12 protein-coding genes and 4 tRNA genes are annotated in these 13974 nt (G+C 38.1%); 12 read left to right on the top strand and 4 right to left on the bottom strand.

All coding sequences use genetic code 11. The features are described 5' to 3' along the window. The first annotated feature begins 11 nt into the window (after positions 1-11). The 5 genes from purF (at position 12) to HMPREF0014_RS15140 (ending at position 6824) form a co-directional block, all read left to right on the top strand. Positions 12-1553 (top strand): amidophosphoribosyltransferase, encoded by a 1542-nt coding sequence (purF, locus tag HMPREF0014_RS15160; protein ID WP_004886278.1) that lies wholly within the window; start codon positions 12-14, stop codon positions 1551-1553. Positions 1554-1631: 78 nt separating this feature from the next. Next, on the top strand, positions 1632-3521 hold the full coding sequence (locus HMPREF0014_RS15155; protein WP_004707885.1) for a M48 family metalloprotease: 1890 nt from the start codon (positions 1632-1634) through the stop codon (positions 3519-3521). A 100-nt stretch (positions 3522-3621) separates the two neighbouring features. Beyond that, positions 3622-4275 (top strand): hypothetical protein, encoded by a 654-nt coding sequence (locus HMPREF0014_RS15150; RefSeq protein ID WP_004886282.1) that lies wholly within the window; start codon positions 3622-3624, stop codon positions 4273-4275. Between the two features lie 11 nt (positions 4276-4286). Beyond that, positions 4287-5252, top strand: a complete 966-nt coding sequence (locus tag HMPREF0014_RS15145; RefSeq protein WP_004886284.1) for a D-glycerate dehydrogenase — start codon at positions 4287-4289, stop codon at positions 5250-5252. 144 nt (positions 5253-5396) lie between these two features. Next, the gene (locus HMPREF0014_RS15140; RefSeq protein WP_079377005.1) at positions 5397-6824 is read left to right on the top strand and encodes a M48 family metalloprotease; all 1428 of its coding nucleotides are present in this window, start codon (positions 5397-5399) and stop codon (positions 6822-6824) included. Positions 6825-6925: 101 nt separating this feature from the next. On the opposite strand, the gene HMPREF0014_RS15135 is transcribed toward HMPREF0014_RS15140, so the two are convergent. Together HMPREF0014_RS15135 and rpsU are read right to left on the bottom strand one after the other, a co-directional pair. Continuing rightward, a complete protein-coding gene (locus HMPREF0014_RS15135; protein ID WP_004700591.1) occupies positions 6926-7372 on the bottom strand; it encodes a GatB/YqeY domain-containing protein in 447 nt (148 codons plus the stop codon). 26 nt (positions 7373-7398) lie between these two features. Then, positions 7399-7614 (bottom strand): 30S ribosomal protein S21, encoded by a 216-nt coding sequence (gene rpsU / locus HMPREF0014_RS15130; RefSeq protein WP_001136722.1) that lies wholly within the window; start codon positions 7612-7614, stop codon positions 7399-7401. A 145-nt stretch (positions 7615-7759) separates the two neighbouring features. Between rpsU and tsaD the strand changes: the two genes are divergently transcribed. Then, complete coding sequence (gene tsaD, locus HMPREF0014_RS15125; protein WP_004886287.1) at positions 7760-8770, top strand: tRNA (adenosine(37)-N6)-threonylcarbamoyltransferase complex transferase subunit TsaD; 1011 nt, start codon at positions 7760-7762, stop codon at positions 8768-8770. A 2-nt stretch (positions 8771-8772) separates the two neighbouring features. Here the strand turns inward: tsaD and HMPREF0014_RS15120 are convergent, their stop codons facing one another. Together HMPREF0014_RS15120 and HMPREF0014_RS15115 are read right to left on the bottom strand one after the other, a co-directional pair. Beyond that, entirely contained in the window at positions 8773-9876 is a 1104-nt protein-coding gene (locus HMPREF0014_RS15120) for a DUF6670 family protein (RefSeq protein ID WP_004886289.1), read from the bottom strand. Positions 9877-9977: 101 nt separating this feature from the next. Continuing rightward, entirely contained in the window at positions 9978-10859 is an 882-nt protein-coding gene (locus HMPREF0014_RS15115) for an ATP-binding protein (protein WP_002049146.1), read from the bottom strand. 178 nt (positions 10860-11037) lie between these two features. Here HMPREF0014_RS15115 and HMPREF0014_RS15110 point away from each other — a divergent pair, with 178 nt between their 5' ends. From HMPREF0014_RS15110 to HMPREF0014_RS15085, 6 genes are all read left to right on the top strand, one after another. Beyond that, positions 11038-12546 carry a DUF3336 domain-containing protein gene (locus HMPREF0014_RS15110; RefSeq protein ID WP_002049303.1) on the top strand — a complete coding sequence of 503 codons (1509 nt, stop codon included), beginning with the start codon at positions 11038-11040 and terminating at the stop codon, positions 12544-12546. Then, complete coding sequence (locus tag HMPREF0014_RS15105; RefSeq protein WP_004886292.1) at positions 12533-13339, top strand: protein kinase; 807 nt, start codon at positions 12533-12535, stop codon at positions 13337-13339. Before HMPREF0014_RS15110 ends, HMPREF0014_RS15105 begins: the two co-directional genes overlap by 14 nt. A 102-nt stretch (positions 13340-13441) precedes the next feature. Continuing rightward, positions 13442-13526: transfer RNA gene (locus HMPREF0014_RS15100), tRNA-Leu, on the top strand. Positions 13527-13579: 53 nt separating this feature from the next. Continuing rightward, positions 13580-13653 (top strand) — tRNA-Trp (locus HMPREF0014_RS15095). 27 nt (positions 13654-13680) lie between these two features. Then, positions 13681-13765 (top strand) — tRNA-Leu (locus HMPREF0014_RS15090). Between the two features lie 72 nt (positions 13766-13837). Further along, a tRNA-Trp gene (locus HMPREF0014_RS15085) sits at positions 13838-13911 on the top strand. Positions 13912-13974 lie beyond the last annotated feature (63 nt).

Raw genomic sequence — 13974 nt, 5'->3', positions numbered from 1 at the left:
GCGAGGTTGCTATGTGTGGAGTTGTTGGTATAGCCGGTAAATCGCCAGTGAACCAAATGTTGTTTGATGCATTAACGATGTTGCAACATCGTGGGCAAGATGCAGCTGGAATAGTAACCTGCCATGAAGGCCGTCTTTTCCTTCGCAAGGATAACGGTATGGTGCGTGATGTTTTTCATACTCGTCATATGAGAGCATTACTTGGTAATTATGGTATTGGTCATGTGCGCTACCCAACTGCGGGCTCTGCTAGTAGTGCTGAAGCTCAACCATTTTATGTGAACTCACCTTACGGTATTACACTTGCGCATAATGGTAACTTGACTAATGCAGAAGAAATTCATGATGACCTGTTTAAAACAGATTTGCGTCACATGAATACTGATTCTGATTCAGAAGTTCTTTTAAACGTTTTTGCACATGAGTTGCAAAAGAAAGGAACGTTAAATCCTACAGCTGAAGATATTTTTCATACGGTTTCTCGTGTTCATGAGCGCTGCCAAGGTGCTTATGGCGTAGTTGCTATGATCACTGGTCATGGTTTGGTTGGTTTCCGCGATCCAAATGGTATTCGTCCATTGATTTATGGTTCGCGTATGACTGAACAAGGTGAGATGGAATATATCATTGCATCTGAGTCTGTGGCGATTACTGCTCTTGGTTTTAAAATCGAACGTGATATCGCACCAGGTGAGGCAATTTTCATTGATGCCGAAGGTCAGTTATTCACTAAACAATGTGCGGCTAATCCAAAATATCGCCCATGTATTTTTGAATATGTTTATTTTGCTCGCCCAGATGCAATTATTGATGGTATTTCAGTTTATAAAGCCCGCTTAAAAATGGGTGAAAAATTAGCGCATAAGATTTTGCGTGACTGGGGTGAAGACCATGATATTGATGTGGTTATCCCAATTCCAGATACAAGCCGTACTTCTGCATTAGAACTTGCAAACATTCTTGGTGTGAAGTTCCGTGAAGGGTTTATGAAAAACCGTTATATCGGTCGTACCTTCATTATGCCGGGTCAGCAACAGCGTAAAAAATCTGTACGTCAGAAATTAAACCCGGTTGAGTTGGAGTTTAAAGGCAAGAACGTTCTATTGGTTGATGACTCTATTGTACGTGGTACTACGTGTAATGAGATTATTCAAATGGCGCGTGACTCAGGTGCGAAAAAAGTATACTTTGCTTCAGCAGCACCAAAAGTGATGTATCCAAACGTATATGGTATCGATATGCCTGCTAAAACTGAGCTTATTGCTTCAGAACGCAGTGTAGAAGAAATCCAAGAAATTATTGGTGCTGATCGTTTAGTATTCCAAGATTTGGAAGACTTGAAGAACGCCGTACGTACAAGTAAGGTTCCTACATTAACTGAGTTTGATTGCTCTGTTTTTGATGGTATCTATGTAACTGGTGGAATTGATGCAGACTATCTGAATAATTTGGAACAGAAGCGTAATGATTCTGCGAAAAAGAAAAAAGATGGTTATATTGATGTCAATATTGATGCAGCGTCAGTAGATTTGACGGGTATTAAAGAAGAATAGAAATAGCCGAAAAAAGCGGGTGTTTCCCGCTTTTTTCTTTTATGATGAAACTTAACAATGTAATTGGGAATATTTACATTGAAAGAAGTAAGCCACTATTTAATCGAAAATAAAAATATGGCATGGTCCATCACTATGTGTTTGGTCGCTGTGCTTTTGACTATTTTTATTTTAAATCTCATTTTAGGTTTACTTGTTCATTTTTTTGATTATAGCCAACCGATTTGGTGGCATGCTTTAAGTCCCTATTTTATTGCTCTTTTGCTTTTTATTATGGTTTGGTCGGTGGTGACCGAGCTTTACATTTTACGTAAAGGTGGTCATTCCCTTGCCAAACAGCTTAAAGCACGTCGTTTGGTAAAAGGCGAGAGTACACCAGAAGAACATGCGGCATTAAAAATTACAGAACATTTGGCGCAAACATTTTCTCTTAACGTTCCAACTCTCTATGTTTTGCCTGATGAAGTAGGTGTAAATGCATTAACAGCTGGTTTTCACTCAAATGATATTGTCATTATTTTGACTTGGGGAGCTTTACAGAATCTAGATGAACTAGAGCTGTATGGTTTACTGGGTCATGAATTTAACCAAATTTTATCTGGTGAGGCTGTAGAAAATACTAAATTAAAAATTTTATACAGCGGTTTAACGACCTTCAGTCAATGGGGCAGTAAGCTCGCAAAACAAGGTTTTAAGCGCTACAGTCCGGGTTATAAGCATAAGTTCGAGACTGTGTTTGTAGCTGTTGGTGGAGTGATTTGGTTAGCAGGAAGTTTAGGTGTTTTAATCACTCGCTTTATTAAATATTTAACATTAAGTGGCCGCACATTTCGCAATGACCAAAAAACTATGCGGTTGCTAAAAAATAGTACGAATACCCAAACATTATTACGTATTTATGTTCACCATTCAGGATCACAAATTCATAGTGCTTATTCTGAATCAATCGCGCATATGTGTTTTGCAAATTCACTTAGCCCTCAAAGCTGGATGAATATTCACCCGAGCATTCGTGAACGTATTTACGAACTTAATCCAACTTTACTGCAAGATTTACAATTAGAAAATTTAAAGAAACTTCGCAATAGGCCTTTATTTAGTCTTTTCCGTTCATTAGAAGAATCTGAGACGGAAATCTATATTCCGTGGTCATCACCACAACCGCTGCCATTATTGCGTCTTTCTCCAATTAGCTTTGCATTAAATGATGCGATCAAGCCTTTAAGTAGTGATATCCGACGTAATAAAAAACGCCCTGAACTTATTCAGCGTGCATTGCAAACAGCCACTGGTTCGCGTGAGGTGATGGTTGCGATTTTAATGATTCGTCAATATCGAGAATTTATTCCGCAAGAAGCCCCTGTAAGCCATTCGATAGTCGATGCTTTGCTTAATTTGGATGGTCGTATTCATATTCAGATATTTCACGACGCATGTAAAAATATTGGCCATATGCCTGCAAGTATTGCGCGTCAATTTTTGACAAAACTAGCACTTATTATTCAGGAAGATGGAGAGATCGGACTGCTTGATGCGCTACTATTAGAGCGGGTCAAATATGAATTGAACTTGATGCCACTTCATTTGCCAACAGCATTTGAAGAAGTGAAACCTCAAATAGTTCGTTTAATTGATGCGTTACTTCATGTGCAGCAAATTAATAGTCCAAACCAGTTGGAAGTCCGTGAGCGTATTTTGCGTTCTTTACTTAACCCAGATGAAATGCATATTTATGATGAAATTTCGGATGAGCCTTTAGACTTGGCTGAAATTTTAAATGACATTGCTGGGCTTTTACTTCGTGACCGTCTAAGTATTTTGGCGATTGCTGAGATGTGTTTATGGAGTGACCGCATTATTACTCAAGATGAACTTGATGTGCTGGAGTTACTCTACTGGCGATTTGGTTTTGAGTCCGATGAAATTGTAGAGCAAATGCAGAAGAAAAATAGCGTTATGATTATTTAAGAGACATATGTGATTTCCACTAGCGATCATTAAAAGAAAACGCTGAAAAAAAGTCAGAAGCCCGTTAGAATGTGTGTAGATTAGAGGTACTGATTTAAACATGATTGGGCAGCAAAGAAATATACTGGCAACTTTAGGAATTGATATATGGATTCCTAGAACACAAGCGTGCCAAAAAAATAATGCCCATACTGTATGGCGAGATCAGATTGTTGAATCTCATACACCAATTATCGCACCTACAATAGATGTTCCTGCTTTTGGACAAAAGCCATCTAAGCCTTTGTTGCCTGAAGCACCTAAAGTTGTAGAGCAACCTTCAATAGCAATTAGAGATGTTCCGCAGTCTGAAAGGGTTATTGAAAAACCTATGATTACTGTTGAGCAAGAGGCGATTGCTCCATTCGAGTTGCAGGCTTATTGCCTTGAAAAGTGTGTAATCTTTGTTGATGTGACAGCACTAGAAAAAGAAGAGAAACAACTTTGGACAAATATACAAAAGGCTAAAGTGGGTCACTATGCTGAATTAAAATGGCCTTTTCCCTTAGCGGCATATCAAGATCAACGTGGCGTGAGTTCATATATTCAGGGTTTTTTAGATGCTGTAGCGGCAGAAAAAAAGATTTTGTGTTTAGGTAAATGTGCGTATATTCAACATGCAAATCTTATTCATTTAGCTAGTTTAAAAGAAATGTTAGATAAGCCTCTCCTTAAGAAAAGATTGTGGCAACTTATGCAAGATAACAATGAGTAGTAGGGATATACATGAAAAAGGTTGTAGTTTTTAGTCAAATTGATGAAGAGATTTTGTCGCGGTTGCAGCAGGATTATCATGTTGTCATATTAAACCCTAAACTGGGTGATATCAATGAACAGATACGACAAGAAGTGGTAGATGCTGATGGAATGATTGGCGCGGGACGCTTACTTAATGAAAGTAACCTTGCTCCAGCACAAAAATTAAAAATTATTTCATCTGTGACTGTTGGTTATGATAATTATGATGTTGCTTATTTGAACCAAAAGAAAATCTGGTTATCAAACACACCTCATGTTTTGACAGAAACTACTGCGGATCTTGCCTTTACTCTATTGTTAAGCGCAGCTAGAAAAGTACCATTTTTAGACCACTGGACTAAACAAGGCGAATGGAAAAGAACAGTAGGGCCACAGCAGTTTGGTCTGGATGTTTTTGGTAAAACACTTGGTATTATTGGACTTGGTAATATTGGTGCTGCAATTGCGCGTCGTGGTTTTTATGGTTTTAACATGAATATTGTTTACCATAATCGACGCGAAAAGCCTGAATTGGCCGAGCCATTGAATGCTCGATATCTAGGTTTGGATGAGTTGCTACAACAGTCTGATTTTGTAGTCACAGCAGTTGATTTAAATGCAGAATCTAAAGCCTTAATGGGCAAAGCTCAATTTGAGCTGATGCAAAAGCACGCTATCTTTATCAATATTGCGCGCGGTTCAGTGGTTGATGAGCAGGCACTTATTGAAGCTTTGCAGCAGGAAGTCATTTTTGCTGCTGGCTTAGATGTATATGAAAAAGAGCCTTTGCAAGATTCGGCACTTTTTAAATTACCAAATGTTGTTACTTTGCCTCATGTGGGGTCTGCTACAGCTGAAACACGCAAAAAAATGGCAAATTTAGCTTATAAAAACTTAGTAGAAGCATTGGAAGATAAAACACCAAGGTATTTGGTGAACCCTAATTTCGTATAAATATTGAATAACACTTCATTGCAAATATAGTCTATTTTCAATGTTATAGTGAAAGCCTGCTCATATGATGTAAGAAACTCAAGCATTATATGAATGGGCTTTTTTGTTAGTTTAATTTTTAATAGAGAAGAACTTTTGAAATTTTTGCCAGTTATTTTAAGTTTGGCTTTTATAACAAATGCCTCTTACGCTGATCCTTTTGACTCAAAACCAGCTTCTGGGCAGGTTGAAATTCCGAATATTGGTAATGGAATAGGATTACTTGATCAACAAAAAGAAAAATTTATCGGTGAAAAAGTTTTCCGTGAAGTGCATAAACAAATGCCAGTCATACAGGATGTATGGTTAGAAGATCAGTTTTTTCAAGTTTTCTCTAATATCTTAGGTGAAACACAGCTTGGGCAACCTATTGGGCTTGTGGTCATTAAAGACCCACAAATTAATGCCTTTGCTGTTCCTGGTGGTTTATTTGCATTAAATACAGGTCTTATTTCCTCGGCTCGAAATATTGATGAGATTGCTGGAGTGATGGCGCATGAGATTGCTCACGTTTCGCAAAGGCACTTTAGTCGTTCAGAAGAGGCTTTTAAAGGACAAACTCTTTTAAGCTTGGCTGGTTTGCTAGCAGGTGTGGCTTTGGCTGCTCAGGCAGGCGGGGATGCTGGAGCTGCAGTCATGTTGGGTACGCAAGCTGCACTTCTAGATAAACAGCTCACTTATAGTCGTAATCAAGAGCGTGAAGCTGACCGTATTGGAATGCAATATATGTATGCTGCAGGTTATAACCCGCAAAGTATGGCAGATTATTTTGAAACGATGCACAGAGCAACAAGTCATGTAAGTTTCCTGCCGGATTTTTGGCTTACGCATCCCTTAACGACTGAACGTATGAGCGAGGCCCGTTTAAGAGCAAACCAGATGCCTAAAGTTAAAAGTCGAATATATGATGTCGATTTTGAAATTTTAAAATGGTACACCATGGTGGTTGCGGGAGAGGCGACTGAAAACCAATTGCAAAGTCTGGCATCGCAAAAAAATCTCGCAGGGTTACTGGCTTTATCTGCTTTTTATCTTAAACAAGGAGATTATGCCCAAGCTCAAACAACCTTAGATCAAGTAAAATCTAGTAGTAAGCCACTTGTTTCTTTAATTCAAACAGATATTTATTTGGGTCAGAATAAACTTGATCAGGCCTATAATTCGATCGCTCCCTTACAAATGACAATGCCTGAAAATAAAGCGTTTAGCTATAAGTTGGCTGAGGTGTTGTTGCGTCAGGGGAAATATACGCAAGTACAGACACTTGTTCAGCGTTTTATTAATAAAAATGCTAGAGATATTCAAGGCTGGCAACTATTACAGCAAGCCGCTAATTTAGATAAAGAGTCACCATTAAGAGCGGTGAATGTGTTGCGATATCGTGCAGAAGCACAGTATTGGTCTGGTAGTGAAGAAAATGCAATTAAATCTATGCTACATGCACAAAGACTAGCGAAAGGCAATCAAGCCATGTCAGCTAAAATTGACGGTCGATTAAAGCAAATGCAAGATGAGCGACGAATGAAAATTTAGAGCTTGTAGTTTGAGCTTATGCTTTTCAAACACACAGATATACTTAAACTGACAAGTAAATGAAAGCTTAGTCTAAGAGTATATAAAGAGAGAGGAGGGAATTAAGCTAATTTAGCTTTAATTTTTGCTGAAACTTGAGCAGGATCGGCACGCCCGGCTATGATCGGACGTAGAGAATTCATCACCTTACCCATATCTTTCATGCTAGTTGCTTCTTGAGCAGCAATCGTTTGCTCAATGATAGAATCAAGCTCTTCCTCAGTCATAGCTTCTGGTAGAAACTGGGAAATAATCTCAGCTTCGGCTTGTTCTTTACTAGCTAAATCATCACGACCAGCACCTTCAAAGGCTTTGATCGATTCTTTACGTTGTTTAATTTGCTTTTCAATGACCGCAAGAACCTGAGCGTCGCCAAGCTCTATGCGCTCATCAACTTCGATTTGCTTAATTGCTGCTTGTAGACTACGCAAAACCGTCACTGTTGCCATATCTTTGGCACGCATAGAAGTTTTTAATGCATCAGTAATTTGGTCTTTTAAAGTAGTCATAATTTCAGCAGTCAATCACAAATTAATTAGTAAAGGCGAGTAGTACGTACAGATTCACGAGCCAATTTCTTTTGGTAGCGTTTAACTGCAGCAGCTTTTTTGCGCTTACGTTCTTGAGTTGGTTTTTCGTAGAATTCGCGCTTACGAACGTCAGCTAAAACACCAGCTTTTTCGCATGAACGTTTGAAACGACGGATAGCTACGTCAACTGGTTCGCCTTCTTTCAACTTAACTTGTGGCATGTAAAATCCTCTAGATTATGGATAAGATCAGGCACACCATTGCGCCGGATCACAAGTGAAGGTCAGTATTTTACTCATTTACAACTCATATCACAAGTCTATAATAGCGATTGCAATATTTTGACTCATATAAAAGGCAGTTTTGATGATTGTTTTAGGCTTGGAAACTTCTTGTGATGAAACAGGGTTGGCACTTTATGATAGCGAACTCGGCTTACGGGGACAGGTTCTTTATAGCCAGATAAAACTTCATGCCGAATATGGTGGTGTGGTTCCGGAGTTAGCTTCTCGTGATCATGTTCGTAAGCTTATTCCTTTAATGAATCAGCTGCTTGAACAAAGTGGTGTTAAGAAACAGGAAATTGATGCAGTCGCTTATACACGTGGCCCAGGTTTAATGGGAGCATTAATGACAGGCGCATTATTTGGAAGAACTTTAGCTTTTTCTTTAAATAAGCCTGCCATCGGTGTTCACCATATGGAAGGACACATGTTAGCTCCATTGCTCTCAAGCCAACCGCCTGAATTTCCATTTGTAGCATTACTTGTTTCAGGTGGACATACACAATTGATGGCGGCTCATGCGATTGGTCAATATGAGTTATTGGGTGAATCAATTGATGACGCAGCCGGTGAAGCTTTCGATAAAGTTGCAAAAATGATGAATCTGCCATATCCGGGTGGTCCAAATATCGCAAAACTGGCGCTATCTGGTGATCCTTTAGCATTTGAGTTTCCCCGTCCAATGCTTCATCAAGGTCTAGATTTTTCTTTTAGTGGCTTAAAAACGGCAGTTTCTGTTCAACTGAAAAAATTGAATGGCGAAAACCGTGATGCTGACATTGCTGCTTCATTCCAAGAAGCTATTGTAGACACCTTAGTAAAAAAATCGGTAAAAGCTTTAAAGCAAACTGGATTTAAGCGTTTAGTGATTGCTGGTGGGGTGAGTGCAAATTTACGATTACGCGAACAGTTGGAAACTTCATTGGCCAAAATTAAAGCGCAAGTTTACTATGCTGAACCTGCCTTATGTACTGATAATGGGGCAATGATTGCATTTGCAGGTTATCAGCGTTTAAAAGCGGGCCAACACGATGGCTTGGCTGTCACGACTACACCGCGTTGGCCAATGACAGAATTGTCTATTCCTAAATAAAATTATTCATCTGCAAAGGCTTGTTGGTTTTCAATATCTATATATTCGATATAACCCCGGCCTTGCACTTCATTGCCAAAATAATGGCCCGTAAATATATAACCACTTGCATAACCTTGCCCATGACCATAGCGGAATGGGCAGTCAATTTCTGCCTGAATGTTTAAGATAATTTGCTTTGCATCATTTCGAGCGATCCATGAAAAATATTTTGGAAGTTGCATTTTTTTGCCCGTTGGAGAAATGAAGTCATCAACTTGGTGTGAAATAATATCAAAGCTAACGTCTGTATAAATTTCAGCTGGTCGATCAAGATGTCTAATGTGCAAGGTATAGGTTACTGTTTGCCCCACAATATCTGCTTTTGTTAGAAGAAGTTGAGTGTTTTCATTTAAATTGATGATTTGATAAGTGAAAAAATCAAGCGGTAGTTTATGGTTCTCAGGTATAAGTTGAGTTGTGAATGAGTGGGGACCAACTGCACGAGCATATTCGTAAGTGCAAAGCCCTTCGCTTTCAATGCGTTTTTCCTGATAGTTTAAAAAACCTTTAAACTTTGCCAACAAACTAAAATGGTCATAGACTGGTGTTTTTATGAACCATGAAACATGTGAAGTCACATCAATATCAAAGTCGAAATCTAGACCCTTATAACGCCCATTAATATGAATTTGAGGGAATTTTCCTTGAATTGAAATTTCCTGACCAAGCTCTATTAAACTTCCATCTTTATTAATTTTTGTCTCTTCGGGAATGATATAGGCTTTCAATAATGCTTGTTCAAGGGCGGCTGTACTTGAAAAGAAAGTCGCTGTTTTTCTAGGGTTTCCAACAATAATATCATCATGATCAAAAGCAAGTGCGCCAGGCGTACCGATTAAAATCATAATATTTAAATAGCGATGAGGTTCTGGCAAAAGTGGAAAAAAGATTCCGTAGTGGGTCCAGCTATAGTATTTTTCGTCAACACGTGGGCGAATGATATGAGATTGAGTAAAAGGAAGGGTTGAATATTTTTTTGCTTGATCTAAAAAGCCTTGTGCGAATAACAAACTTTTAGCAACAGTTTTGCTTACTAGAGAAATTTTTGGCAATTGTTTTTTCATATATAAACCTAAAGAAAACTATCTATATTTAGGTTATGGAAAACAATTGCCAAAGCTAAGCGGTTTATAGGCCAAAGCTAAGGCTTTGTGGGACATTTTATTTAACTGTTAGACAGTTCTTTTAAAGCGTTTAAACCAATCCAATGTTTAGAAAACTGATAAGCCGCACGACCAGAGCGCTGACCACGCATTTGACACCAACGTAAACTCTCAGCTCGAACTTCATCATTGAAAGGCATGTTCGCTTTATCTAGATAATGTTCTACGATTTCTAAATATAAATTTTGATCCATTGGGTAAAAAGATAACCACAAACCAAAACGGTCTGATAGAGAGATCTTTTCTTCAATCGCTTCTTGAGGATGTAGTTCGGTATATTGGGGCACATCTACTTTGGTTACAGGTGTGTTTTCGTGCATGAACTCAGGTAACAAGTGGCGACGGTTACTGGTCGCATAAATAATAAAATTTGTTGAACCTGACTGTAATGAACCATCCAATACACTTTTTAAACTACGATAATTTTCATCTTCAGCATTAAACGCTAAGTCATCACAGTAAACGATATACTTTTCAGGTCGGTTTTGAATAATTTTTTGAATTTTTGGTAAGTCTGCTAAATCATCACGTTCAATTTCAATTAAACGTAATCCTTGAGATGCATACTCTGTGAGTAAAGCACGAACAATAGAGGATTTACCTGTACCACGTGAGCCTGTTAACAGTACATCATTTGCGGGTAAGCCATTTAAAAACTGCAAAGTATTTTGAATAATTTTTTCTTTTTGACGTTCGATGCCTTTTAAGTCATCAAGATAAATATTCTTAGGCGTATAAATGGCTTTAAGTTGCTGGTTTTCCCATCTAAAAGCTGGTGCAGTGAAATCAGTTTCTTGCTTCGGTTCAGGTAAGACCTGCTGTAACTGATTTAATACAAGTGATAAGGTTTGAACTAAATTGTCGGGTAAATCAATGGTAGCCATGGTTAATCAATCATGTTAAACAGTAATTTACTAGGATACTAACACCGAAATTTGCAAGCTGACAAAAAAGATACTGGTAATGCAGTTTATCGGTTTTGCAATTGATTGAAATGTTCAGACCGCGCATAGTGTTGTCATGTCTATTCAGTAAAATCATCTGTGAAGATGAGGACGAAATATGTTTGAAAAAATACGAAGTGATATGAATCCACATCAGGCTTACCGTATCAAAAAATTACAACGTCAATTAGACATGGCTGAATCTTATGAAGAATGGAAGTCTTTTGCATTAAAACTGGATGAAGAGACAGGTGCACAAGAGTGGAAGTTTGATAATAGTTCGCCTTACTTCGATGCCGAGCTCATTTCTTATCGTTACACTTTACTGAAAAGATATCGACAGCAACATCGCACTTTAGATTTGATTTATCTTTTAAAAGAAGGGCTAACCTACGATATTGCAAATATTGGTCATCCTATGTTGTTTGCTGCCACACATGTAGGCACAAAAAAATTAATTGAAGATTATATTGAAGAAGTCAGTCAAAGCTTGGCTTATATTGCATCTAGTGAATGTATTACGTTTCAAAGAAAAGAAAAAATCGAGTTTTTTGAAAATTGTGAAAAAGCTTATGGTCAGCCTGCTCTTATGTTTTCGGGTGGTGCAACTTTAGGTCTTTTTCATACTGGTGTATGTAAAGCTTTAATTGAACAAGATTTAATGCCTAAGGTACTGTCAGGCTCAAGTGCGGGCGCTATTATGACTGGTATGTTGGGAATTTCTGCCAGTGAAGATATTCAAAATTTGTTAAATGGCGAGCAATTTTTTAGTGATGCGTTTCACTTTAGAAAACTTCGTGAACTTATAAAAGGGAATGGTGGTATTGCAGATGTCCACTATTTAAAAAAATTCCTCATTGAAAATTTGGGCGATCTTACTTTTGAAGAAGCATTCAAAAAATCAGGTTTGAATATTAATGTCGCTGTTGCGCCGTACGATGCAACAGAAAATCCTCGGATTATGAATGCAATTATGACACCCAATGTTTTAGTTTGGAGTGCTGTGTTGGCTTCTTGTGCTGTACCAGTTTTATTTCCGCCTGTGCGTTTAACCAGTAAGCGTTATGATGGTGAACATACCCCTTATATGGCAAACACTAAATGGGTAGATGGTAGTGTGCGTAGTGACTTCCCACAAGAAAGAATGGCAAGGCTTTATAATTTAAACTACACCATTGCTAGTCAAGTAAATCCGCATGTTGTGCCATTTATGCAAGATGATGCACACCGTTTCCGTAAGGATGTTTTAAGTTGGCCAGAACGTATTTTAAGACGCCAAGGTAAAGTGCTTTCGATGGGAATAATGGATTTTACCCGTCAAAGATTAGGAGCCATTTCTCCAGTAAGGAGATTGCTTGATCACGGATATGGTGTAGTAGGGCAGCGATATTATGGAGATGTTAATATTATTGCCAAATATAGCTTAAAACATTATGCCTATACGCTACAAAACCCTCGTCCACATTTATTTAAACGATTACAGCGAGAAGGTGAGCGTGCGACTTGGCCGAAAATATCTTCTATAGAAACTCATGCGCGTATTGGTAAAACAATTCAGCATTGTTTAGAAGTTTTACGTTTTGAAGAAAAGAAACAACAGCCAGAGTCTTATTATGCTGAAGCATGATTTTGCTTCTCATATAGAACACTTAAAATGCGTAACAAAACCTAAAAGTTCAGCTTTAGGAAGGCATCTATGGACATGTTCTATAGATGCTCATTACTACTGGCTAAAATATCAAGTGCCGCATGTACATGCTCAAGGTGAGCAAGATTTTTTGCATGAATTGCAATTTTATGAAGATATTCAGCATAAAAATATAAATTGGATTTTGCCATTTAAAATAGTTGATGCTGACATTATTTCCCCACTACAACTGCTTAAAGGGAAAGTATTAATTTTGCCAGGCACCGATTGCTGGTTTGATGAGTTAGATCAAAAGCAAAATTTAAAAGATATTCATGAGATGATCTATACAGCGCTTATGGCTTTAGCAGAACTTCATGAGCTAGGGTGGATTCATGGCGATATTAAAAAAGAACACTTTCGAAAGTTTGAGCAAAGACTTTATTTAATCGATTTTGAAAAAGCACGGCTTATAACTACTCCTGATTCAATCATTGATGCTACGCCAAGATATATGGCACCTGAACTGTTCCATGGAACTAGGAAGAATATACAAAGCGATTTATATGCTTTTGGAGTTGTTTTATATGAATGGCTAAGTCAAATACGTTTACAAGCAAACACTTATCATGACTGGGCTGTATTGCATTGCCAAAACTTAAACATTCAATTGCCAGATTTATTTCAAATTTTTTACCCGTTACTGGTGGGGTTATTGCAAAAACAGCAGAAAAATCGATTTTCAAATGCATTTGAAGCAATCAATTGTTTAAATGCTCTCTCAAACTTATAAAAATCATTGATCTAGTATCTGTATACAATTTACACGGTCAGTTTTTTTTAGAAAAAAAACACTTGTCACTGTTAGATCTTATCGCTAATATACACAGCCATCGGGGGCGTGGCGAAATTGGTAGACGCACTGGATTTAGGTTCCAGCGCCGCAAGGTGTAAGAGTTCGAGTCTCTTCGCCCCCACCACTTTAAGTTAAGACTTAAAGTTGATTTGAATGTTAAATCATTTAAATCTTGGAAGAGGATTGGTGTAATGGTAGCATGACGGTCTCCAAAACCGTTCGTCAAGGTTCGAATCCTTGATCCTCTGCCACATTTATTTTAAATAAATGTCCCAGATGGGGGCGTGGCGAAATTGGTAGACGCACTGGATTTAGGTTCCAGCGCCGCAAGGTGTAAGAGTTCGAGTCTCTTCGCCCCCACCATTGAAAAAAGCAAGACGATGATCTTGCTTTTTTTATGATTAAATCCAAAGGGTTTAATTGTGTATATTATATAGAGGATTGGTGTAATGGTAGCATGACGGTCTCCAAAACCGTTCGTCAAGGTTCGAATCCTTGATCCTCTGCCAAGATTCAAAAAAGCTCCTGTTGAGGGAGCTTTTTTTATGTCTAACTGATTTTTATAAATAAAT

Source organism: Acinetobacter sp. RUH 2624, from assembly GCF_000162375.2.
Taxonomy (GTDB): Bacteria; Pseudomonadota; Gammaproteobacteria; order Pseudomonadales; family Moraxellaceae; genus Acinetobacter; species Acinetobacter nosocomialis.
Note: the sequence above shows the minus strand (reverse complement) of the source record. Positions and strands in the feature narration are given on the sequence as shown.